Below are 21,957 nucleotides of genomic sequence, written 5' to 3'. Positions count from 1 at the left end.
CAGCCTTATACGTATGGTAAAGTAAAGGTAAGCCCTTATAGAAGAACGGAGGAAGAACGATGTCAGAAATGAAAAATCCATTATTCGACGATTTAGATGCAAAACTACAGCCGGCGGGTGAGCCGGTTCATGAGGTGGCCACAGCACAGCCGCAGCAGCTTGTTTCCAATGAAGAGATGTCCCAAATCCGCAAGCGCCAGCTGCAGCTGAGAACGGAACCGCGTGTTGTCCAGCTTGCTGATAGAATTGATGTGAAAAATCAAATTGCCGTCCTGGAATTCGGCAAGGAAACAGCAAAGGGCATTTCGACATTCTCAGACCGGATGCTTTCAACAATTAAAACGAGCAACCTTGAAAAATCAAGTGCCCTTTTAAATAATTTAAATAAAATTATGGACCGTTTTGATCCGAAAGAGTTTTTGGAAGAGGAAAAAAAGGGCGGATTCCTGAAGCGCTTATTTAACCGAAGCAAGGAACAGTTGGAGCGCATCCTGGCCAAATATGACAATATGAGCAAGGAAGTCGATGCGGTTCACCGGGAAATCCAGAAATATGAAGTGGAAATGAAGCGAAATACGATTGAGCTGGAGCAAATGTATGATGAAAACTTAAGCTATTTCCACAGCTTAAGCGAGCATGTTGCAGCCATCGATGTAAGATTAGAGCAGCTGCAAAATCAGATTCCGGTATTAGAGTCTAAAGGAAATCAAGGCGATCAGGAAGCGCTGATGGAGCTAGATACGTTAAGACGAAGCATGGAGCTTTTAGAGCAGCGTAAATATGATTTGGAAATGGCACAGCAGGTCTCATTCCAGGCTGCGCCGCAAATCCGCCTCATGCAGCAGGGAAATAACCACTTGATCGGGAAGATCAACTCAGCCTTCATTACGACAATCCCGATTTTTAAACAGGGCTTGATCCATGCCGTTACATTACAGCGCCAAAAGCTTGTATCGGATTCAATGGCTGAGCTGGATAAGCGTACAAATGAAATGCTAGTCCGCAATGCGGAAAATATCCGTCAAAACTCTGTCAATATTGCACGCCAGTCAGGTGCACCTAGCATTTCCATTGAGACGATGGAAACAACATGGCAGACAATTATGAAGGGCATTGAGGAAACAAAGCAAATTCAGGAAGAAACAATCCGCAACCGTGAAGAAGGACGCAGACGAATTGAAAAGCTGCAGCTTGAGTATGAAAAATTAAAACGTATGTAATAACAATCCCAGTGGACGAAAGCAGCCACTGGGATTTTTTGTTTGCGATATCCTTTATTTTAAAGTATATTAAGTTTATCGGAATTAAAGGTATTAAGAAAGAGGCGTTGCAAATTGACCTATCTAAAAGAAAAGACAAAGCAGTATTTAATTCATCACAATCAAACTCCCTCACTTACAACGATGTCAGCCCAAAAAGCACGGGAGATGCGGTCAAAATATCCGCCTATCCATGTCCAATCAGGAAAGCTGGCAGCCATTGAAAATAGAGCAGTAGCGGCCCGCGACGGTTATCCTATTCCTGTGAGAGTATATAAGCCGATAGGGGAAGGTCCATTTCCTGTCATTCTTTATTATCATGGCGGGGGCTGGGTGCTGAATGACTTGAATACATGCCATATTAGCTGTTCGCTTTTAGCGGAGAAGGCAGGGGCCATCGTTGTTTCTGTGGAATACCGGCTCGCCCCTGAATATAAATTCCCTGTGCCGTTGCATGATGCTTATGATGCTTTTCTTGCCATTAACAAAGGGATTGAAGGGCTGCAGACTAACGGGCATGTGTATGTAGCAGGGGATAGTGCCGGAGGAAATTTGGCTGCAGGGGTGACACTGCTTGCAAAAGAAGGCGGCCTTACAATTGATGCGCAGGTTCTGCTTTATCCAGTGACGGACTTATCGTATGACAGCAGTTCCTATCTAACGTATGGGGAAGGGTACGGACTCGATAGAGCAGTGATGAAATGGTTTGGTAATTATTATATCCGGACAAGTGCCGATGCAGAAAATCCGCTTCTGGCACCAATTCATGCGGAGCTTGCAGGGCTGCCGCGCGCATTTGTCCTCGTAGCTGAAAATGACGTGCTGAGGGATGAGGGGCTTGCCTATGCAAAAAAACTGGAGCAGTCAGGCGTTCATGTGAAGCAGTCTATTGCAGCAGGTCTTGTGCACAGCTTTTTTACGAAAAACGAGGTATTTGAAGAGGAGATCCATCAAACGATTGATGAAATTGCTGCCTTTTTAAAAGGACGCTAGGAGATTCTCTATCCGGAGCGGTTTCAATGCTGAATGAAGAAACGGAAGGGAGTGCGATGGCGCTCCTTTTTTGCTGGACGCAGCCATCGTCAATCCTTCTCTATGTATGGTCCTAGCTGAAAAGGTAGGGAGAGTTGGTATCTTCTACATCTTGTATTTACATAATCGTGCAGCGGTGTTTAAATGAGAGGAAGCAAAGAGAGGCTGAATTTCTTTAGTAAACAGACATAGATGAATAAAGAGCAAGTATACAGCAATATGTAAAAAGACGAATCGGAAGCACCCACACCCCGCCTGGTGAACAGGAGACGGGGACGGCTGTGATGGCAAAGGCATTACCCGTAAAAATAATGATGAAGAGAAGCCGAGAAGCCGATGCCTCCATTGGCGCCGCCAAGCCACTTAGGAACCAGTTCCGATAGCTCGGAGCTCGTTAGGAACAGGCCGTCTTTTGTCAGCACTGCTTTAAAATCCGCTATAAAATCAATTAACGAAAAATTTTCGCCGTTTTCAAACCGTTTTTCATATTGCTCCGTCAGATGTTGGAGGGAGTAGAAGGTATTTTCGCTCATATTAGAAGAAATCACGTACTGATATAGCGCATATTTTTCGTGATTGGCAGCCAAGTTTTGCAGGAGCTGAATTTGAAAAGCTTGGCGGGCGATCTCCTGCTCTAAAGCTCGCAGGCGCTCTTCTGTTGTTCTGTACATAGTATTCACCTCAACTATTATTATTAACAAAAAATTTACGCTCGTAAACTTATTATATCAAATGAAGCTGCATTTTTATTAAAATCCTTTAATGATATAGTTCGGGCAACAGAAAAAGTGATGATTCTCAAATTTAGAGGTGCAAACATGGATCGTTTAAAAGGAATTCTCATGATAGTATCGGGCGCCCTTTGCTGGGGGGCAACCGGCCCGATGATGGAGTGGCTGCTTCATACAACATCAATTACCGTATCCTTTATGCTGGCGGTAAGGCTCATTATTGCAGGCACACTGCTTTTATTGTTTTTACAGCTGCGCGGGAAAAAAGTGATGGCTATTTGGAAACTATCAGCTTGGCGCAATCAATTAATTATCTTTAGTATAGTAGGTATGCTCGGTGTTCAGTTTACATTCGTAAAATCAATAGAAGAAAGTAATGCTATTGTTGCGACACTGCTGCAGTTTTTGGCACCTATTTTTATCGTTGTCTATATTTCTTTCATACATAAAAAGTGGCCGCCGAAAGCCCAGATAATCGGTATAGCAGGAACTCTTTTCGGATTGTTCCTATTGCTGACGAATGGCTCCCTCCAATCGCTGATGGTAAGCAGGACAGCGCTTCTATGGGGTGTGGCACTAGGGTTTACCTATGCATTTTACACACTGTATCCTGCCCGCCTTATGAAGGAATGGGGGGTACTGGTCGTCGTGGCATGGGGGCTGCTGCTCAGCGGGATTGAGCTAGGCGTGATTGGGCGTATCTGGTCATCAGATGAATGGATGCTGCTGACCGACAGTACAGTCATATGGATGATGGCGGCACTTGTCATCCTTGGTTCTGCCGCATTTGTCCTGTTTTTAAGCAGCTTACATTATATTTCCGCTGTCGAGACAAGTGTCCTCTCCAGTGTAGAACCGCTGGCGGCGACAATTATTTCCGTCATCTGGCTGGATGCGGCTATGTACGGCTGGCAGTATGCCGGCATGCTGCTGATGCTTATATTTGTAGTATATTTATCCATCGCCGGTAAAGAAAAAGAGGTCGTATAAAAGGAAAAAGGTATCGGATCTTAACAAATCCGATACCTTTTTTAATCCAGTAGATGAAATAGCGAAGAAGCTGCCGGTCTAATAAAACATCATTTTCATTCAAAAGGGCCTTATTTGGCGTATGCTGCACCACGTAAAGTCCTTTAGCCGTAATACGCTAAAACTCCCGTCTATTTCTTCAATGCCAAATACACCATCATGCATAAAATAAGACCTGTACCGACCCACTGAAAGCCGCCGAACGGTTCACCGAGCCATAGGACTGTAGCGAGCACCGCTGTTAACGGTTCGATATTGCCAAGAAGACTTGATTCTTTTGCTGATAGCGTCTGCAGGCTTTCAATATAAAACCAGAACGCAAGCATTGTACCGAAAATGATGACGATCACCAAGTAAAAAATCGTTTCGCCAGTCCAGATGGAGGTATCGACCTGCCATACAGGGTGAAGAACGTTCATCGCAACAGAGCCGATCAGCATGGCCCAGCCGACAATGACAAGGGAATCGTATTTTTTTAAAAGTGGTACGGCGTACAGTGTATAAAAGGCAAGTGTCACACCGGACAATAAGCCCCAGATCACAGCCGGCACCGGTACGGCTAAGGTGGACACCGAGCCATTCGTCAGCAGAAGGAAGCTGCCTGATAAAGCGAGGGCGACAGTAAGCCCGTCTTTCTTTGTAAAGAGCGACTGCTTTTTGAATACAAGCCAAGCCATAATCATAACGGGTGCTAAATACTGAAGAAGTGTAGCAACCGCTGCGTTACCATAATCAATACTTGCCATATATGTATATTGTACTGCCAGCATGCCAAAAAGGCCGAAAATCAGGAGCCGCACCGCATCTGTCTGCCACACTTTTAAAATTTGTGCACGGTCCTTGAATAGTCCCTGCATGACAAGCAGTAAAAAGCCTCCGATCAATAATCTGGAAGACACTAACCACCCGACGTCAATGCCGAACTTTTGAAATAGCTGTTGAGACACCGTACCACCGATTCCCCAGAAAAATGCCCCTTAAATTACAAGTAAAAAGCCAATTGTCTTATTTTTCTCCATAATAACCTCGAATCTATGTACTATCCTTTCGATTTTAGACTAACGAGGCGGGAAAGAAAAGAATGAAAAATTTGTGGCGATATAATATTTTCCATATGCTTGTGGTAGTATAAAATTACATACTACCATCCAAAAATTCCTAATAATTATTGAGGCGGGATCGTGATGAAAACATTCAAACAAGTTTTAGCAGAGCAAAAGTATTTAACTCTCTATATACTTCTAGTCTATATACTAGCAGGGATAGCCGTGATCTTCAGGGAACCTCTTCATGGAATATTTGGAGAGCAGAATTATGTCGCCATCCATCTCATCATTGAAATATTTGTAGCCTTTTGTTCCTTAGCAATCGCCAACCAGATTTGGCTAAGTTCTAAGTTCCATCAAAACAATAAGATACTTTATAGTGGGGCTCTTTTTTTAACGATCGGCGTTTTGGGGGTCGTCCATGCAATCGCCTATAAAGGCATGCCGTTTTTTATTCATGAAAGCGGTCCATATGCTGCGACATGGTTTTATATAGCTGGCAGGCTGCTGTTCCCGATTGGTTTTTTATACATATTATTAACGAAAGAAAAGCAGGCTGCATCTTCAACAAGATTGGCTGCTTACGCCAGCAGCCTCCTGATTTCTCTATCGGTGGTTGTAATGGTCTACTTACCTGCTAGGCCATTACCGGAGCTGGTCAATGAAGGGGGCATCACAGCGCTTAAGAGCAATTTGCAAATGGCGGCCTTCATTCTTACAGTTCTGTTAATGGTTGTCCTAGTTAAGCAAATTAGAACCATGCCAAGGCTATTTCTCTTTCTCATTGCTGCCTCGTTCAATTTGCTTTGCAGTGATATTATGTTCATCTCCTATATAGATGTGTATGATATTTATAATTTTACGGGACATATTTTCCAATTTACTGCTTTTTGGCTTCTTTATAAATCAATCTATTATTTCACGGTCGAGCAGCCCTTTGTCGCTGTGATAAAGGCAAAAGAGTCATTGGAGCTGAAGGAAAGGAAAATCAAGCAGCTCGCTTACTATGATGCGGGAACAAGGCTTCCAAATGAGCGGTATTTAAAAGAATATCTTGAAGAGCATCTGCCGCAGGGAGACTCCGCAAAGGCGCTCCTTGTATTTGGGGTGGACCGTTATGAGGGGGTGAAGAGCTCGCTCGGTACGGCTTATGCAGAAAAAATGCTGGAAACCATCGCGCAGCGTCTGCAGGAGGTACTGCCCTATAGCTATGTATTGAGTAAACTGCCGGAGGACCGGTTCGCTGTTTTTATCCCTCGCTATGAGCAGCTGCAGATGCTTCAGGAAGTCACAGACAAGCTGCAGCAGATGATGCACAGATCACTTGTTTTGGAGCATTTTTCGATCAGCAGTGTGCTCCATATTGGGGTCTCTCTCTATCCAAAGGATGCGGCGAATGCAGAGGATTTGCTGCAATTTGCCCAGTTTGCAGCATATGAGGCAACGAAAAAAGAAGAACGTGTCTCCTTTTATACAGGAAGCATGCAGGAAGAACGCGCTGCAAGGCTCGTGCTTGAACATGACCTAAAGAAAGCAATTGAACAGGGCGAGTTGTTTATAGAATACCAGCCGCAGCTTGACCTGCAGCAAGGAGCAATCAGTTCTGCCGAGGCGCTTGTCCGGTGGCGGCATCCGAAGAGGGGCTTGATTGCACCGCTTGATTTTATTCCGCTTGCCGAAGAAAGCGGGCTTATCGTGCCGATTGGAAAATGGGTCCTGGAAACAGCGTGTACTGAAACGGTTAGGTGGCAGAAAAAACACCGTAAACCGATGAGGGTTGCCGTAAACCTGTCCATTGGGCAGCTTTATGAAAAGGATTTTAGCCGCTTTGTTAAACAAACCCTAGAAAAAACCGGTCTTGCGCCAGCTCATCTCCAGCTGGAAATTACTGAAAGTATGACGATGAACACAAAGCTCATAGTCCCGGCCCTTCAGGAACTAAAGGCATTAGGGGTCACAATTGCTGTAGATGATTTTGGAACAGGCTATTCTTCCATCTCTTATTTAAAAGATTTTCCGATTGATTATTTAAAAATAGACCGCAGTTTCATCCGGAACATTTTAGACAATCCAGACGATGAAGCACTCGTTAAGATGATTTTGTCGATGGCCAAGCATTTGAAGCTGAAAGTAGTTGCAGAAGGAATTGAAACACCCGAACAGCTCGACTATTTATTCCATAACGACTGTGAAAAAATCCAGGGCTATTTCATCAGCCGTCCGCTTCCTTATGAAGCGCTGGAAGCAGATTACCAAGCGATTCAGCAGTTTGCAGATGAGCAGCTGAACAGGCTGAAAATGACAAAGTAACAAAGCGGCGCCTCGTTGTGCAGCCATTGTCCCGTTTTTGCTTTTCGGAATCGATAGTAAAAGAAAAGGAGGGAATAGCATGATTACAATGAGTCCAGGACACTGGAAGCCGGGAACCGGAGCCGTTGGAATAATAGATGAGGTAACGGAGGCTAGGAAAGTAGTAAACCGTGTCATAGCCAAACTGAAAAACATGGGCATTCGTGTCCATCATGTAGAAGACAATACTTCAAAAAACCAAAGAGAAAATCTACGATACTTAATCGTGGCACATAATCAGACAAAAAGACAACTGGATGTAAGCATTCATTTTAATGCCGTAGCTAGTAAACAGACGCGTGCGATTGGAACAGAGGTGCTTTATAAAAAGGCAGCAGTACGTTCGATTGCGGCACGCTTGAGTAAAGGTGTGGCTGATGCAGCCGGCTATCCGGACCGGGGAGCTAAACAACGAAATGATCTAGCATTCTTAAACGGAACAACGGAGGATGCTGTGTTGATAGAAATATGCTTTGTCAACTCAACAGCGGATGTGTCCCTTTATAAGAAGCATTTTGAAGCAATCTGCAGGGCAATCGCAAAATCACTTGCCCAATTTATCCAGCCGAATAGCAATCCGTTTTCCAGTGCTGCTCTGTATGAGCGAATCCAAAAGCTTTACTACGATAAATCATTTGTCAAAGCAATCGTGGAAAAAGGAATTTCACAAGGATGTTTTTCAGTCATTTGGAGGGAAAAGCTTGAGAAAGGTCAATTAACATTAAACGACTTTTGCGGTTTATGTGTGCTTCTACTGGAAAAAGGAGAATAGCCTGTTACCGGGCTATTCTTTTTTTCATTGTGTAAGTATAAATGAAATATGGATTTGTCATGAAATATCGTCATTGCTTACACATTTTTATTAGAAAAGCACGGACTTTTGTATATTATTTTTGGAAATAAATGAAATTTATGAAACTTATGTTAAAGTTATACCGTATATATGTTGTAGATTGAGAGAAAGGAAGACCTGTCATGAGCTTAAAACTGGAACATGTAACGAAGAAATACAGAGATTTCACCGCGGTTCAAGATTTGAACTTTGAAATTGAAAAGGGTGAGATTTTTGGCCTGATCGGGCAAAACGGAGCAGGAAAAACAACGACATTCCGGATGATTCTTGACTTGCAGGAAACTACGGAAGGAACAATCACGTGGGAAGGCAAGCCGATCAATTCGGTAAACCGTGATATCCTCGGCTATTTACCGGAAGAGCGCGGAATCTTCCCGCAGATGAAAGTTGACGAGCAGCTTTATTTCTTTGGTGAGCTGCGCGGGATGAAACGCGATGAATTGAAAAAAGAAGTCGACTTCTGGATCAATCGTTTTGATTTGGAGGAGAAGCGGAAGGATAAGGCAGAAACGCTTTCTAAAGGGAATCAGCAAAAGGTACAACTGATTGCAAGCTTCATCCATAAGCCGAAATTCCTTATTTTGGATGAGCCGTTCAGCGGACTTGATCCGGTGAACAAGGATTTACTGAAAAATGCGATTCTCCTTTTGCGCGACCAGGGAATGACTATTCTCTTTTCCAGCCATCAGATGGAAAATGTTGAGGAGCTTTGTGACCACTTGTGCCTACTAAAGCGCGGGGTATCATTATTTTCCGGCTCGCTGCTGGACTTAAAAAAGCAGTACGGGAAAACAAAGCTGACAATCCGTACGGAAATGCCGCTTGAAGAGGCCAATCTGCCGGGTGTAAAAGAGATCAAAAATATCAAGGGTGAATATTTGCTGACACTGGAAGATGAAAGCTTTGCAAAAGGTATATTTGATGTTGTATCAAACGGCGCCTATATCGAAAAGTTCAGCCTCGATTATTTATCGCTTGATGAAATCTTTAAAGATCAGGTAGGTGGCGTCCATGTCTAAGTTTACGCTTTTATTAAAACAGCTGTATAAACAGAAATTGAAATCAAAAGCTTTCCTTCTGTCCACAGGCTTTTATTTGGTGCTTATCAGCGGCTTTATATTCTGGTCCGATATTAAGGCTCTTTTTAATGATTCGGACAGTGCAGCTGATGTCGTGGCGGTTTATAACCAAACCGGGGCAAATATAGAAGAGTATTTCACAGATACGACAGATATGGAATTTAAAGAAATAAACAGCCTGGATAAAATTGAAGGTGCTTTAGAGGATGGTGACTACCTTGCCGCTATTGAGCTTTCAGATGTGGAAGGGAAATTGGCGGCACAGTTTTACTCCTATGAACCGCTGAAATTCTCCCTGCAGCAGGATTTAACAACACAGGTGGAAACAGCCGGGCAGCTCTATGCCATCAGCCAGATGAATTTGTCTGCTGAGCAGACTAAGCTGCTTATGGACACGACACCGATCATCAGCATGAAGGCGTTCAATAATGAAGAAAGCGGAAAAACAGCAGATGAGAAAATGGCTGGCATGCTTGGTTCCTATGCAGCTGGTATTATTATTTATATCATTGTTATTTCGTTCTTATCGATTATTACGACAGATGTAGCAAGTGAAAAAGGCTCTCGTGCACTGGAAATGCTGCTTGTCAGCGTAAAGCCGGAAACGCACTTTAAATCAAAGGTATTCGGCACTTTCCTAGTAGCAATCACGCAGCTGGTTGTTCTGATTGGCGCGGTATTACTGCTGACTAGCCTGAAGGATGGCGGGGAATTGTGGAGTAAGATTACTGACTACCTTAACGAATTATCGGCATCCTATTATATTTTCGTAGTAGCATTCCTTATATTATCGATTTTGCTTTACTTGATTATCGGGGCATTGTTCGGTTCGCTTGTTTCCAAAGTGGAGGAATCCTCTCAAGTAATGATGCCGGCGATGATCGTCATTATCGCAGCATTTTATGTCATGATTGCAGGAATGAATAATCCGGATACGATTCTTATTAAAATATTCTCCTACATTCCGTTCACATCGGGGATGGTTATGCCGATGAGAATGGGTGGGACGGATATTTCGATTGTCCCGCCGCTAATCTCGCTTGCTGTTTTAGCAGTAACAGTAGCAGCGCTTTACTACATTAGCATCACCTTCTATAAACGAAGTGTGCTAACGTATTCTACTGGCGGCGTTATTCAAAAAATCAAGACGGTATTAAAAGTTACAACGTAAAAAGAGCCTCTCCGGCCAAGCCGGGGAGGTTTTTTATATGGGGAAAGAACTCTCAGCGAAGGTGGTCCTGTTTTTCTTTTCGCAAAAGGAAACAGATGAATTGTGATTTATTTCAATGTTCGAAATAATTTCAATACTCCTCTTCATTCATCCGATGAAATTTGCTAAAATAGAAAAATCTGGAGGTGGGAGTATTTGAAGGTTTTTTTAAGGCTCGGCTGGTTTTTTAAAGAGCGGCAAAAAGAATACAGTATTGGGGTACTAATGCTCATTCTTGTAGCGATATTGCAGCTTGTTCCGCCGAAAATTATCGGGATTACGATTGATGAAATAGGGGACGGAACATTGACAGCCGGTTCGCTTGGCAAATGGCTTGCGTACATTGCAGCAACGGTACTAGTCATGTATGTGCTGCGTTTTTACTGGCGGAAAATGATTTTTGGCTCATCCAATTATTTAGGGAAGCTGCTGCGTGAAAAGCTGTTTCGTCATTTTACCAAAATGGGCCCGGCATTTTATCAGGAGCGCCGTATTGGGGATTTAATGGCGCATGCTACGAATGATGTTTCCGCTGTACAAATGACGGCCGGTTCAGGGGTATTGACGCTTTTTGACTCGATTACGACAGGCGGATTTGTTATTTTGGCGATGGCTTTTACAATCGATTGGCGCCTGACGCTGATAGCCCTTATTCCAATGCCGCTTATGGCGCTGTCCACCAGCTACTACGGCAAGCTATTACATATGCGCTTTAGGGAAGCACAGGCGGCGTTTTCGGATTTAAATGATAAAACACAGGAGTCCATTACAGGCGTAAAGGTCATTAAATCCTTTGGCTACCAGCAGAACGATATCGAGGATTTCCGCAGGCTTTCACAGGAAGTAGTAGATAAAAACATACGGGTAGCAAAAATCGATTCGCTGTTTGACCCGACAATCAGCCTCGTGATTGCCATCAGCTATTTTTTAAGCTTAATGTTCGGCGCAAAGTTCATTGTGGAAGGGGCAATGTCGGTAGGAGACTTAATCGCCTTCACGACATATTTAGGACTTCTTGTATGGCCGATGCTGGCCATCGGAATGCTTTTCAATATTGTGGAGCGGGGAAGTGCCTCGTATGACCGCATTGAATCCTTGCTGGAGACGCCAGTCGATGTGGAGGATAAGGAAGGTGCCATTGCGGAAGTGCCAAAAGGAGCAATTTCCTTTCATATTCAATCCTTTACATTCCCGCGAGACGAGCATCCAACATTAAAAAATGTGGCGTTCGATTTGCAGGAGGGCGAGACACTCGGCATTGTAGGAAAAACGGGATCAGGTAAAAGTGCAATCCTCAAGCTGCTGTTGCGGCAGTTTGACCAATATGAAGGGACTATCACATATGGCGGCTTGCCGATTGACGATTACCGGAAGGAACAGCTCCGGAAAGCAATCGGCTATGTTCCGCAGGATCATTTCCTTTTTTCTACAAGTGTTTATCATAATATTGCCTTTTCCGATGAACAAGCGAATAAAGAGGAAGTGGAGCACGCAGCGAAAACCGCCCATATTCATGACGATATCCTTCGCTTTTCACAGGGCTACGATACGGTCGTTGGAGAGCGGGGGGTTGCCTTGTCAGGAGGGCAGAAGCAGCGTATTTCCATTGCACGTGCACTAATGATGAAGCCGAATTTACTCATTCTGGACGATTCATTATCGGCGGTGGATGCAAAAACGGAAGAAGCGATCCTCCATTCATTGAAAGAAGAACGAAAAAACGCAACAACTATCATCACATCACATCGATTGAGCGCAATACAGCACGCAAATCTTATACTCTTTATGGAAAATGGAACAATTGCCGAGAAGGGAACACATGAAGAGCTTATGGCGCTCCGTGGTCGCTATTATGAGATGTATCAGCTGCAGCAGCTAGAGCAGCTTGTGGAAAGGGGTGGCCAGGATGAGTAAGCCTTCAATCAGCAGGAAGGAACAGGCAGAGGTACTGAAGCGCCTTTTCTCCTATTTAAAGCCCCATAAAAAGGCGGTCGCGATTGCTTTAGTTATTTTACTGTTATCCGTTACGGGTGAGGTGATTACACCTTATTTAATCAAGCTGTTTATCGATGATCATATTACACCGAGGAGCTTTGAGACAGGGCCGATTGTTTTTCTTGCCGTGACGTATATTGTTATCGAAGTGGCCAATGTAGTACTGCGTTACTTGCAGCATTACAAGTTCCAGGTCATTGCGCTGAAGGTTGTTCAGCAGCTGCGAATTGACGTATTCAGCAAGGTGCATCGTTTAGGTATGCGCTATTTCGACCAAGTACCCGCAGGCGCTACTGTTTCTCGCGCGACAAATGACACAGAAGCGATTAAGGACCTATTTGTTAATGTGCTGATCAGCTTTGTACAGGCAATTGTGTTAATCGTCGGTGTTTACTTTGCGATGTTCCTGTTAAATCCGCTCCTTGCGATGTATGTTATTTTTGTCATTCCGATTCTTGTGCTCATCATTTACTTATACCGGAAATGGAGCGCAGTCGTTTATATGACAATGCGTGAAAAATTGAGTGATCTCAATGCAAAGCTGTCTGAGTCGTTATCAGGCATGAGCATTGTACAGGCATTTCGCCAGGAGAAACGGCTGAACCGCGAATTTGATGAGATTAATGAAGCGCATTACAGCTCGATGATGCGCAACACGAAGCTGAACAGTTTACTGCTACGGCCGATCATTGATCTTGTTTATTTTGGCGCCATCATTATTTTGCTTTCCTATTTTGGGATTGCTTCCTTTGACAGGGCTGTAGAAATCGGTGTCGTATATGCGTTTGTCACGTATATTACCCGCTTCTTTGAGCCGATTAATCAAATGATGGAGCAGCTGGCCATCTTCCAGCAGGCAGTTGTAGCCGCCAAACGCGTTTTTGAAGTAATGGATGAAACGGATGAAGAACCTAGGCAGGAAAATACCGAAAAGCGCATTACAGATGGGCTTATCGAATTCCGCGATGTGACATTCAGCTATGATGGAAAAACAGATGTATTAAAGGATATTTCATTTACCGTACGTCCGGGTGAGACAACAGCGCTCGTCGGACATACAGGCTCAGGCAAGAGCTCGATTATCAATTTGCTCATGCGTTTTTATGAATACGAGCAAGGGAATATTTTCATTGATGGAGTCTCTATCAAATCATATAGCCAGAAGGAAATCCGGCGTAAACTCGGCCTCGTGCTGCAGGACCCGTTTCTGTTTTACGGCACAGTAAAGAGTAATATCCGCCTGTATGGTGAGATGACGGATGAAGAGATAGAAGCCGCTGCGAAATTTGTCCAGGCTGACTTCATTGATGCATTGCCGGCCGGGCTTAACGAGCATGTAACAGAACGAGGGTCTACTTATTCAAGCGGGCAGCGTCAGCTCATCGCCTTTGCCCGGACGATAGCGGCGAACCCAAAAATTCTTGTGCTGGATGAAGCTACAGCCTCCATTGATACAGAAACTGAAACAGCGATTCAGCAGTCGCTTGATAAAATGCGAAAAGGACGTACAACGATTGCTATTGCCCACAGGCTATCAACCATCCAGGATGCCGATCAGATTTTAGTGCTTCACCAAGGGGAAATCGTAGAGCGGGGGAACCATCAGGAACTGCTTTCACAAAAAGGGCTGTATCACAAAATGTATTTATTGCAAAATGGCATCGTAGAATGAACAGAGACCGGGTGAAGCATTTCACCCGGTCTTTTTGGCGTTAAAAAGAAAGAAACTCTCTACTATAGGAGGAAATACTCTGCGTTGCTGAAAGAGATAAATGAAGACTGCCACCAATTTGTCACAAAATGCTATGCGAGCGGGAAAATTTTCTCTTCTGCATCTAATCCTTCTATACTCGAAAGAAATGCATTTACTTTTCAATAGGCGAACACTATAATGGGCTTACTTTACATATGAGAGGTGTTACTATGACAGAGCAGCAAAAGGGAATGCTTTTTGCCTTTACAGCTTATACCATATGGGGTGTGTTCCCGTTGTTTTGGAAATTACTTGACCATGTGAGCAGTTTGGAAATATTGCTCGGACGTGTCATTTGGTCTTTTGTTTTCACGACGATCTTTATCATCCTGATCGGCAAGCGGAAAGAGCTCATGGCCGATTTATCCTATTTATGGCACAATAAACGTCAGTTTTATTCACTGATGGCAGCCTCCTTCTTTATTTCGATCAACTGGTATATTTACATTTGGGCCGTTACTCATGAACGCGTGTTGGAAGCTTCAATGGGGTATTATATCAATCCAATTATTTCCGTAGTATTTGGCATGCTGTTCTTTAAGGAAAAGCTGTCGCGCTCAACGATTCTGGCGCTCGTTGTGGCCCTGCTGGGTGTTTTAGTCATGACAGTGAATTATGGCCAGGTTCCGTGGGCGTCGCTCCTTCTTGCCTTCAGCTTTGCAGTTTACGGCGTGCTGAAAAAGCGGATTGTATTAGAGGCAACACGCGGGCTGGCAATTGAAACATTGTTTATTTTGCCGATTGCCGTTATTTATTACATCTATCTGTACAGCAATGATTCTATGCAGTTTTTGCATGAAGGCTGGCAAACAGATGTCCTCATGATGATCAGTGGTATTTTAACAGCGATTCCGCTCATCCTGTTCGCAAAAGGTGCACAGCGGATTCCGATGTATTTGTTAGGATTTATCCAATATGTGTCACCTACGATCGGATTTTTTCTCGGCGTCTTCTTGTATAAGGAGCCCTTCACACAAGTGGAGCTCGTTGCTTTTGGATGCATTTGGACAGCCATCGCGATTTTCTCCTATTCCTCCATTCACCAGGCAAGAAAACGTCATGCCCTGCAGGCAAAGTAAATGGACCAGATAAAGCGTTAGCGAGAATAATTTTACAGTTTTTGCAGGAATTTGTCCGAAAATGACGAATATATCCTATGTACACTTGAAGGGGGAAAAGGGATGTACGTAACACTTGGGGATAAACGCTATGATTTTCGGAAAATCGAAATTGATGTGTTGGAAATGGGGATTGAAAACACATTTGCCAAATTCGACAAAATGACGTTAGGTGAATTGGCCAGGCAAAAAAAGTATGAGCACTTAAAGGAACAAACAGAAAAACATTATGGCAGCCTGCTTGATCTTTCCGCTGGGGAGGCGCTGCTTCTCCTGAAAAATGAGGGGGACTCATTTTACCGGAAATTTCTAAACAACTATGGCGATAAACGCTATTCGCGATTTGTCGTCCAAGGAAACGATGCACTGCTTTTACAAAATGGGGTTTACAACATTATTGTAAATAATGAGCTCACGTTCACCGGCGTCTGTGCCAGATCTTTTAAGGAGCGGTTTAATCAGCACATCGGCAATATTTCGGCAAAGGGCTGCTACCGGGACGGTACGGCTACACATTGTCATGTGAATGCCCGCTTGACGGAGCTATTCGGTAAAGCCGATATTTATTTCTCGATCTGTCCGATGGATGATAAAAAAGAGATGAATCAGCTGAAAAACGCAATGATCCGCCGCTTCGAGCCAATCTGGAACCTACGGGTGGGGAAGGAAGAATCTGAGCAGCTGCGATCGTTTTAAGCTCATGGTTTCAGATCAATAGAAAAATGTAACCTGTCAGATGCTAAAATCTGACAGGTTATTTTCATAGTAATTGCCTGCTCTTTAACTGAAGTGTTTCAGCCAAGTCATTAACCGGATGATTTCAAAAGGCTCAAACCATGTAATCATAAATGTGACAGCGAAAAAGGAAGCGATTGCTGTGAACTTTGTCTTTCCTTTTTCTTTTTTTGCCATAGCGAGAAGGCTGAAGATTGCCCCGATGACTAAACATAAAAGACCGGTTAAGAGCACGGGCTCTGCGGAACCCTCCATCTGCGTCTTCCATAGAAGAAAAACCAGCCCTGCTATGAGAAACCCTAAAGACAATCGGCTAAATCGTTTCATCTTATTTCCACCTCTCCGTTTTATAAATAATTCCATTATTCCCGCTTTGTACCGCCTCTGTATTTATACCAATTCTACAAAATGCGCGTAATACCTTCTTCCGCCCCTCCATACGATGCAGCAATAGAAAGAGCAGCTGCCTGTGCCACCCTGTCAAAAGTGTGTTTTTAAAGCATCGTGCACAAAAGGCACATTCCGTGATTATTGTCACCAGCTCGTACATATTGTTTATATAAAGAAAATGATAGCGAAAAATGTTTTTAAATACGCTGTACAAGGAAATAACATGGAAAAACCATTAAAAGGTGGGTTGGATATGAGGGAGGCCTTTCAATTTTATGGTAATATGCACCGCAGGTATTTGTGGCTGCATGTGATTTTTTCCTTGGTACTGATTATGACGTCTGTATTCTGGTTTGTGTTGCCGCTGTATATTGTGAATTACGGCAACTATCAGCCGACATTAGCTCTTAGTGTCGTCTGTGGTATCTTTCTTTGTGTATTTCCTTCTCTATTTATTACATTGCATTGCTGGTTTATCAGCTTTGCGGCGGCTAAAAGATGGAGCAAGCGAAAAGAAGGGGAAAGTCTGCTGCGGTGGATGATGAGGTTCCAGTCCATGGCCTTTATGGTGGTCATTGGTTTTACCTCGATAATCTATTTTTTGTTTTTAGTCATAGACATAGTCAGGTAACTTTTTATCCTGACTATGTCAAAAAGCTCTCTTTTACATCTCTTCATACTTTCTTCATAAGTCCGCCATGAAACTTTCACAGTCCATTCAAGCGCTTTTTCAGCAAAAATTTGGTACGATGTAAACAGTACAGAGAAAGGAACGAAAAATTGAATGGCAACAGATATTAATATATTTTTAGCATTTGGTGCAGGGTTTTTAAGCTTTATCTCACCTTGTACTTTGCCATTGTATCCCGCCTTTTTATCTTATATAACAGGGATGACATTGGATGAGCTGAAAGCAGAAAAGGGAATGCTGCAGAAGCGGGCAATTTTACATACTTTATTTTTCCTCATTGGATTTTCCCTCATCTTTATTGCGATAGGGTTCAGTGCTTCTATAGTGAACTCTTTCTTCGTCCAATATGAGGATCTGATTCGTCAAATAGGAGCGATTTTAATCGTCGTGTTTGGATTGATGATTGTTGGCCTTCTGCAAATCGATTTCCTAATGAAAGACCGGAAATTCCAGTTTAAGAACCGTCCGAGCGGCTATCTAGGATCAGCTTTAATCGGGCTTGCCTTTGCAGCGGGATGGACACCATGTACGGGTCCTATTCTAGCTTCCATCACTTTGCTAGCCGGTACTAATCCTGAGTCAAGCATGCTATATATGCTTGCTTATTACTTCGGTTTTGCGATACCATTTTTCATTTTAGGCTTCTTCATTTCACGTTTAGGATGGATCCGCCGCAACAGCCAAAAAATCGTCAAAATAGGCGGCTGGATTATGATCGCCGTAGGGGTGTTACTATTCTTTGATGGTCTAGATTATATTATTCGCTTACTTTCACCATTTTTCGGTGGATTTACAGGGTTCTAATTTGTTACACTATAGCAGATACATCTTGTAATAGGTTGACTAATTAGAAGGAGTTACTTATGCCGACAGTACTTATTGTAGATGATGCATTGTTCATGCGTGTAGCAATTGGGAACATGCTGAAAGAATGGGGATTTGAAGTCATTGGAGAGGCTTCAAATGGCAGGCAGGCAATTGAGAAGTACCGTGAACTGCAGCCTGATCTTGTGACGATGGATATTACAATGCCGGGGATGTCAGGACTGGATGCTGTAAAGCAGATCATTCCTGAATTTCCTGATGCAAAGATCATTATGATTACAGCTCTTGGTCATCAACGCCTAGTCATAGACGCCATTGAATATGGTGCAAAGGACTTTATCACGAAGCCGTTTACACCTGAAAAACTTAAAGCAGTCATCGATAATATTATGCCATCGATGGAAGTGTAAGAAGGTCAAGCATCAAGAGGAGGGATTCGTGTGTTTGGGGCCATACCTTCTCAATTATTAGTTCTCGTCTCCAGTGTGGGGGCGATCTTTATGGCGGTTTTTGTGATGTTCGTCCGTTTACGTTCGCAGAAAAAACCGATTAATGAGAAGAAAATCATCATCCCGCCTATTGCTATGTCGACGGGTGCCCTCATGTTTATTTTTGAGGAATTCCGAGTAGCACCACTTCAAATTTTAGAAGCGACAGTGATTGGTGTTTTATTTTCAACCGTATTAATTGCTACTTCAAAATTTGAGGCGCGGGATGGAGAAATTTATTTAAAACGTTCTAAGGCATTTGTTTTTATTTTGATTGGGCTATTAATTTTGCGCATCCTTTTAAAGCTGATTTTTTCAAACAGCCTCGATGTCGGGGAACTGGGAGGCATGTTCTTTATCCTGGCATGGTCTATGATCATTCCTTGGCGACTGGCGATGCTTGTCCAATATAAAAAGCTGAAAAAAACAATGCTGCACTAAAAAATCCTTGCGGGATCTACCCGTAAGGATTTTTTTGTTTACTCTGTATTCTTTTCACGTTCGATTAATGTGATACCTTGCCCTGTTACAGCCCGATATATTTTCCGCTGCTCTGCAGGCCCAAATTGTGCGTTCTCCTCTATCGTAATCGCTTCTCCGTCGGTTGTCTTAAAGATATAGCTGCCTGAAGTATTAGGATCATACTCATAGACGACTTCTGCGATGCTGCTCCACGGGTAATCATTGACCGTATGGAATTTTTTTAGGACGAGTCCTCCATCTTGTATCGCTGTATAGCTGAGACTTGAATAGTGGGCTGCGGTGCCGCTTCCGGCCAACAGAAGAAAAGCGATGATATATGTAGAAACACTCCTTCTCCAGGAAAGGAGAAGAAGAATGGCTATAATAAGGGTCATTGTACCGGCCATTAAATAAAAATTAGCACGGGGAACAAGCAGCAGGATATTCTTTCTATCAAAATATATGGTTTCTACTACACCAACAGGCAAAATGAGGATGAAAATAGGAGATAGGATGAGTACAGCAATCGAAAAAACAACTAAAAGGACACGTGGTGATTTTTGATTCAGCATTACGAACCCTCCGTTCTTTTAGAAGGGGGAGCCCCCTTATTTTCTTTCTACGGATATCTATAGATATAGGTTTCAAATAATTGGAAAAGTTTTAGCTATTTGCCGTAGGAAGGGGATGACAAAATAATGTGATGATGTGTTGGGTGGAGTAGCATCCCGTATACATATAGTTGAAGCCCTACACAAGGGAAAGTGTCCGGCCAAAATGGCAGCTGGTAAATTCAGCCTTGCGTCGTATGTTTCCTTTTTTAGTTGGTTGCTATTATGTAAAAAAGGGGTGTAGAAAGATGAAAATTACGCAAGTAGAGCTGTTTATCGCAAATTTTGAAGAAACCATTTCTTTTTATAAGGACCAGCTTCATTGGGATCTGTTGAATACAAAGGATGGAAAGGCGACATTCCGTGTAGGGGAGAGTTTGCTCGTGCTCCATCAGAATGAAGAATCAAAGCACTACTACCACTTTGCTTTCAATATTCCGCCAAATTTATTTCACTCTGCCAAGCATTGGATACAGCAGCGCATGACATTATTGACCGAGGACGGGGATGATGAGGTAGACTTTACGGAGTCAAAGGCAAAGGCATTGTACTTTGAAGACCCGGCAGGCAATATTATCGAATATATTGCGCGGTCTACAACGCCGACAGCATTAACGGTTGAATTCAGTCCCACTCAACTTGTAGGAATTAGTGAAATAGGTGTGTCAACAAATGATGTAAAAATTGTAGTAGAAGAATTAATGGGAATGGGTATATTCCCGCGGAACAATGAAAACATTTATGAAAGCCAGTTTCTGAATTTTATGGGTGAGGCGGAAGAGGGGAATTATATTATTGTCGGACCTGTAGGCAGACGATGGATTTTTTCAGAAAAGCCGGGGAAGGAGACGCCCACCATCATTCATACAGACCGGGGCATTTTCCGCTATTCGATATAAACAACAAAGCAGATGCCTTTTGACATCTGCTTCCTTTATACATGTAGCCCTTTCAAATCAAGACTGAGCTTGTATGATATTCTTCTCCCACTCTTCCCGTAAAACACCCATACGGATCGAATCGTAGTATTGCCCGTCATAATAGCGGGCTTTACGGATTCTTGCTTCCAGCTGCATGCCAAGCTTTTCGCCGACACGCATCATGCGTTCATTGCCGGACCAAGTAGAAAAGCCTACACGGACAAGCGGCATCGTAGCGAAGAGATGGTCAATCCATAAACGCAGTGCTGTTGTGCCTAGGCCTTTTCCCCAAGTGCCAGCTTCGTGGAAGACTATCCCGATCTCCAGCCATTTGGAGTACTCATGCTCCCAATAATACGAAACAATACCGCGGACGATATTTTTCACTTCAATCACCCAGAAATTTTCGAGACCAATCCATTTTTCTCCTTGTGGCAGAAAGTCCTCATAGCTCATCGCTTGATGCGGATAGTAGGGGGCGTCCCACTTTTTCCATTCCGGCTGTTCATCTTTGTAAATCAGCTCCCATAGTCTTGGGAGATCGTTTTTTGTAATGGGGCGAATCGTTACTTCCCGTACTGTATACATACATTTCCTCTTTTCATGTAGATTCATAGTTGTACGATTGAAAAGAGAAGAGTTTTTCCTACTTTTCAATCACTTTTTTTGTCGTTTTCATTGCCATCATTCCTCTCAACTGTAAGTATTTTCATTTTACATTAAAAGCAATATAATTCCAATATATTTCCGTCAGGGTCGATAATATGACAGACAGCGCTTCCTTCTGTTCTTCTAACCTGAAAATGCCGTGCTTCCAGTTGGCGGTAATAGAGAAATATTTGCTGCGGATTCGCTTTCTTTATTGCGGTAGATAAAGAGGTGATCAACTGATTGTTTGGAATCGTTACATGTACCTCTTCCAGCTGTACAGTCTTTAATTTGTTTCTAGTTCTGTGAAGCGCTGTTTTAACCGACTCATCGCTTGTCCGTAGCATCGCCGCAATTTCTTTAGAAGTGAATCCGAATACGTCCTTTAATGTAAGAAGCATCGCCTGCTTTAAAGGTAGTGTAGATAAAAGAATATCTATCAGGCTGTCATATTCAATAAGACTGCTCGCTTCACCGTAGAAATCCTCCTCAACGGAGAAAACATCCCGCTGTTTTCTTTTTTCATCGATGAAAAGGTTTTTGGCAATCGTATAGAGAAAAGAGAAAGTAAGTGTTCTGTCAGGCTCGGCGCTTTGTAACTTGATCACTTTCAGCAGTGTCTCCTGTACGAGGTCCTCTGCTGTCCAGGGCGAATGAGACAGCTTTAAACAATATCGGTATAGCTTCTTCATCTCAGCTTCTGTAACTTCCCATGCCATCGGGTCACAACCTT

General features: G+C 43.2%; 21 protein-coding genes and 1 pseudogene. 16 read left to right on the top strand and 6 right to left on the bottom strand.

Features of this window, described 5'->3' with window-relative positions:
• Positions 1-59 precede the first annotated feature (59 nt).
• Both BOD01S_RS00690 and BOD01S_RS00685 read left to right on the top strand, forming a co-directional pair.
• A complete protein-coding gene (locus BOD01S_RS00690; protein WP_036159510.1) occupies positions 60-1,220 on the top strand; it encodes a toxic anion resistance protein in 1,161 nt (386 codons plus the stop codon).
• Between the two features lie 114 nt (positions 1,221-1,334).
• Complete coding sequence (locus tag BOD01S_RS00685) at positions 1,335-2,252, top strand: alpha/beta hydrolase (RefSeq protein ID WP_036159507.1); 918 nt, start codon at positions 1,335-1,337, stop codon at positions 2,250-2,252.
• A 335-nt stretch (positions 2,253-2,587) separates the two neighbouring features.
• On the opposite strand, the gene BOD01S_RS00680 is transcribed toward BOD01S_RS00685, so the two are convergent.
• Positions 2,588-2,962, bottom strand: a complete 375-nt coding sequence (locus BOD01S_RS00680) for a hypothetical protein (protein ID WP_036159505.1) — start codon at positions 2,960-2,962, stop codon at positions 2,588-2,590.
• 147 nt (positions 2,963-3,109) lie between these two features.
• On the opposite strand from BOD01S_RS00680, the gene BOD01S_RS00675 reads away from it, so the two are divergent.
• Positions 3,110-4,012 (top strand): DMT family transporter, encoded by a 903-nt coding sequence (locus BOD01S_RS00675; protein WP_036159502.1) that lies wholly within the window; start codon positions 3,110-3,112, stop codon positions 4,010-4,012.
• 170 nt (positions 4,013-4,182) lie between these two features.
• On the opposite strand, the pseudogene BOD01S_RS00670 reads toward BOD01S_RS00675, so the two are convergent.
• Positions 4,183-5,070 (bottom strand): annotated as a pseudogene (locus BOD01S_RS00670) (EamA family transporter).
• A gap of 165 nt (positions 5,071-5,235) precedes the next feature.
• On the opposite strand from BOD01S_RS00670, the gene BOD01S_RS00665 reads away from it, so the two are divergent.
• The 8 genes from BOD01S_RS00665 to BOD01S_RS00630 all read left to right on the top strand — a co-directional run bounded on the left by BOD01S_RS00665 (position 5,236) and on the right by BOD01S_RS00630 (position 16,150).
• On the top strand, positions 5,236-7,407 hold the full coding sequence (locus BOD01S_RS00665; protein ID WP_052125030.1) for a putative bifunctional diguanylate cyclase/phosphodiesterase: 2,172 nt from the start codon (positions 5,236-5,238) through the stop codon (positions 7,405-7,407).
• Between the two features lie 79 nt (positions 7,408-7,486).
• Entirely contained in the window at positions 7,487-8,218 is a 732-nt protein-coding gene (locus BOD01S_RS00660) for an N-acetylmuramoyl-L-alanine amidase (protein WP_036159501.1), read from the top strand.
• A 203-nt stretch (positions 8,219-8,421) separates the two neighbouring features.
• Positions 8,422-9,318: an ABC transporter ATP-binding protein gene (locus tag BOD01S_RS00655; RefSeq protein WP_036159499.1), complete on the top strand. Its 897-nt coding sequence runs from the start codon at positions 8,422-8,424 to the stop codon at positions 9,316-9,318.
• Positions 9,311-10,549, top strand: coding sequence for an ABC transporter permease (locus BOD01S_RS00650; protein WP_036159498.1), 1,239 nt, complete (start codon positions 9,311-9,313; stop codon positions 10,547-10,549). Before BOD01S_RS00655 ends, BOD01S_RS00650 begins: the two co-directional genes overlap by 8 nt.
• Before the next feature lie 195 nt (positions 10,550-10,744).
• Positions 10,745-12,502, top strand: coding sequence for an ABC transporter ATP-binding protein (locus BOD01S_RS00645; RefSeq protein WP_036159495.1), 1,758 nt, complete (start codon positions 10,745-10,747; stop codon positions 12,500-12,502).
• Positions 12,495-14,255 carry an ABC transporter ATP-binding protein gene (locus BOD01S_RS00640; protein ID WP_036159494.1) on the top strand — a complete coding sequence of 587 codons (1,761 nt, stop codon included), beginning with the start codon at positions 12,495-12,497 and terminating at the stop codon, positions 14,253-14,255. The genes BOD01S_RS00645 and BOD01S_RS00640 overlap by 8 nt, the downstream gene beginning before the upstream one ends.
• Positions 14,256-14,506: 251 nt before the next feature.
• A complete protein-coding gene (rarD, locus tag BOD01S_RS00635) occupies positions 14,507-15,415 on the top strand; it encodes an EamA family transporter RarD (RefSeq protein WP_036159491.1) in 909 nt (302 codons plus the stop codon).
• 102 nt (positions 15,416-15,517) lie between these two features.
• On the top strand, positions 15,518-16,150 hold the full coding sequence (locus BOD01S_RS00630) for a GIY-YIG nuclease family protein (protein WP_036159489.1): 633 nt from the start codon (positions 15,518-15,520) through the stop codon (positions 16,148-16,150).
• Between the two features lie 84 nt (positions 16,151-16,234).
• Here the strand turns inward: BOD01S_RS00630 and BOD01S_RS00625 are convergent, their stop codons facing one another.
• Positions 16,235-16,516, bottom strand: coding sequence for a hypothetical protein (locus BOD01S_RS00625; protein ID WP_036159487.1), 282 nt, complete (start codon positions 16,514-16,516; stop codon positions 16,235-16,237).
• Positions 16,517-16,802: 286 nt separating this feature from the next.
• Here BOD01S_RS00625 and BOD01S_RS00620 point away from each other — a divergent pair, with 286 nt between their 5' ends.
• The 4 genes from BOD01S_RS00620 to BOD01S_RS00605 all read left to right on the top strand — a co-directional run bounded on the left by BOD01S_RS00620 (position 16,803) and on the right by BOD01S_RS00605 (position 19,024).
• A complete protein-coding gene (locus BOD01S_RS00620; protein ID WP_169745648.1) occupies positions 16,803-17,210 on the top strand; it encodes a hypothetical protein in 408 nt (135 codons plus the stop codon).
• A gap of 153 nt (positions 17,211-17,363) precedes the next feature.
• On the top strand, positions 17,364-18,074 hold the full coding sequence (locus BOD01S_RS00615; protein WP_036159484.1) for a cytochrome c biogenesis CcdA family protein: 711 nt from the start codon (positions 17,364-17,366) through the stop codon (positions 18,072-18,074).
• A gap of 59 nt (positions 18,075-18,133) precedes the next feature.
• Positions 18,134-18,505: a response regulator gene (locus tag BOD01S_RS00610; protein WP_036159482.1), complete on the top strand. Its 372-nt coding sequence runs from the start codon at positions 18,134-18,136 to the stop codon at positions 18,503-18,505.
• A gap of 30 nt (positions 18,506-18,535) precedes the next feature.
• On the top strand, positions 18,536-19,024 hold the full coding sequence (locus tag BOD01S_RS00605) for a CcdC family protein (RefSeq protein ID WP_036159480.1): 489 nt from the start codon (positions 18,536-18,538) through the stop codon (positions 19,022-19,024).
• 38 nt (positions 19,025-19,062) lie between these two features.
• On the opposite strand, the gene BOD01S_RS00600 is transcribed toward BOD01S_RS00605, so the two are convergent.
• Entirely contained in the window at positions 19,063-19,617 is a 555-nt protein-coding gene (locus BOD01S_RS00600; protein ID WP_036159478.1) for a hypothetical protein, read from the bottom strand.
• A 287-nt stretch (positions 19,618-19,904) separates the two neighbouring features.
• Here BOD01S_RS00600 and BOD01S_RS00595 point away from each other — a divergent pair, with 287 nt between their 5' ends.
• The gene (locus tag BOD01S_RS00595) at positions 19,905-20,555 is read left to right on the top strand and encodes a VOC family protein (protein ID WP_036159476.1); all 651 of its coding nucleotides are present in this window, start codon (positions 19,905-19,907) and stop codon (positions 20,553-20,555) included.
• A gap of 57 nt (positions 20,556-20,612) precedes the next feature.
• Here the strand turns inward: BOD01S_RS00595 and BOD01S_RS00590 are convergent, their stop codons facing one another.
• Both BOD01S_RS00590 and BOD01S_RS00585 read right to left on the bottom strand, forming a co-directional pair.
• A complete protein-coding gene (locus BOD01S_RS00590) occupies positions 20,613-21,164 on the bottom strand; it encodes a GNAT family N-acetyltransferase (RefSeq protein WP_036159474.1) in 552 nt (183 codons plus the stop codon).
• A 131-nt stretch (positions 21,165-21,295) separates the two neighbouring features.
• A complete protein-coding gene (locus tag BOD01S_RS00585; RefSeq protein ID WP_036159472.1) occupies positions 21,296-21,943 on the bottom strand; it encodes an RNA polymerase sigma factor in 648 nt (215 codons plus the stop codon).
• Positions 21,944-21,957 lie beyond the last annotated feature (14 nt).

It is taken from the genome of Lysinibacillus odysseyi 34hs-1 = NBRC 100172 (genome assembly GCF_001591965.1).
GTDB lineage: Bacteria > Bacillota > Bacilli > Bacillales_A > Planococcaceae > Lysinibacillus_B > Lysinibacillus_B odysseyi.
The sequence above is the reverse complement of the archived record's forward strand: the minus strand, read 5'-3'. Positions and strand labels throughout refer to the sequence as shown.

Coding starts and splice junctions, on each gene's coding strand:
- BOD01S_RS00680 (WP_036159505.1), bottom strand. CDS start 2,962: ATGTACAGAACAACAGAAGAGCGCCTGCGAGCTTTAGAGCAGGAGATC.
- BOD01S_RS00595 (WP_036159476.1), top strand. CDS start 19,905: ATGAAAATTACGCAAGTAGAGCTGTTTATCGCAAATTTTGAAGAAACC.
- BOD01S_RS00640 (WP_036159494.1), top strand. CDS start 12,495: ATGAGTAAGCCTTCAATCAGCAGGAAGGAACAGGCAGAGGTACTGAAG.
- BOD01S_RS00590 (WP_036159474.1), bottom strand. CDS start 21,164: ATGTATACAGTACGGGAAGTAACGATTCGCCCCATTACAAAAAACGAT.
- BOD01S_RS00655 (WP_036159499.1), top strand. CDS start 8,422: ATGAGCTTAAAACTGGAACATGTAACGAAGAAATACAGAGATTTCACC.
- BOD01S_RS00585 (WP_036159472.1), bottom strand. CDS start 21,943: ATGGCATGGGAAGTTACAGAAGCTGAGATGAAGAAGCTATACCGATAT.
- BOD01S_RS00630 (WP_036159489.1), top strand. CDS start 15,518: ATGTACGTAACACTTGGGGATAAACGCTATGATTTTCGGAAAATCGAA.
- BOD01S_RS00620 (WP_169745648.1), top strand. CDS start 16,803: ATGGAAAAACCATTAAAAGGTGGGTTGGATATGAGGGAGGCCTTTCAA.
- BOD01S_RS00600 (WP_036159478.1), bottom strand. CDS start 19,617: ATGCTGAATCAAAAATCACCACGTGTCCTTTTAGTTGTTTTTTCGATT.
- BOD01S_RS00650 (WP_036159498.1), top strand. CDS start 9,311: ATGTCTAAGTTTACGCTTTTATTAAAACAGCTGTATAAACAGAAATTG.
- BOD01S_RS00675 (WP_036159502.1), top strand. CDS start 3,110: ATGGATCGTTTAAAAGGAATTCTCATGATAGTATCGGGCGCCCTTTGC.
- rarD (WP_036159491.1), top strand. CDS start 14,507: ATGACAGAGCAGCAAAAGGGAATGCTTTTTGCCTTTACAGCTTATACC.
- BOD01S_RS00690 (WP_036159510.1), top strand. CDS start 60: ATGTCAGAAATGAAAAATCCATTATTCGACGATTTAGATGCAAAACTA.
- BOD01S_RS00625 (WP_036159487.1), bottom strand. CDS start 16,516: ATGAAACGATTTAGCCGATTGTCTTTAGGGTTTCTCATAGCAGGGCTG.
- BOD01S_RS00615 (WP_036159484.1), top strand. CDS start 17,364: ATGGCAACAGATATTAATATATTTTTAGCATTTGGTGCAGGGTTTTTA.
- BOD01S_RS00665 (WP_052125030.1), top strand. CDS start 5,236: ATGAAAACATTCAAACAAGTTTTAGCAGAGCAAAAGTATTTAACTCTC.
- BOD01S_RS00610 (WP_036159482.1), top strand. CDS start 18,134: ATGCCGACAGTACTTATTGTAGATGATGCATTGTTCATGCGTGTAGCA.
- BOD01S_RS00660 (WP_036159501.1), top strand. CDS start 7,487: ATGATTACAATGAGTCCAGGACACTGGAAGCCGGGAACCGGAGCCGTT.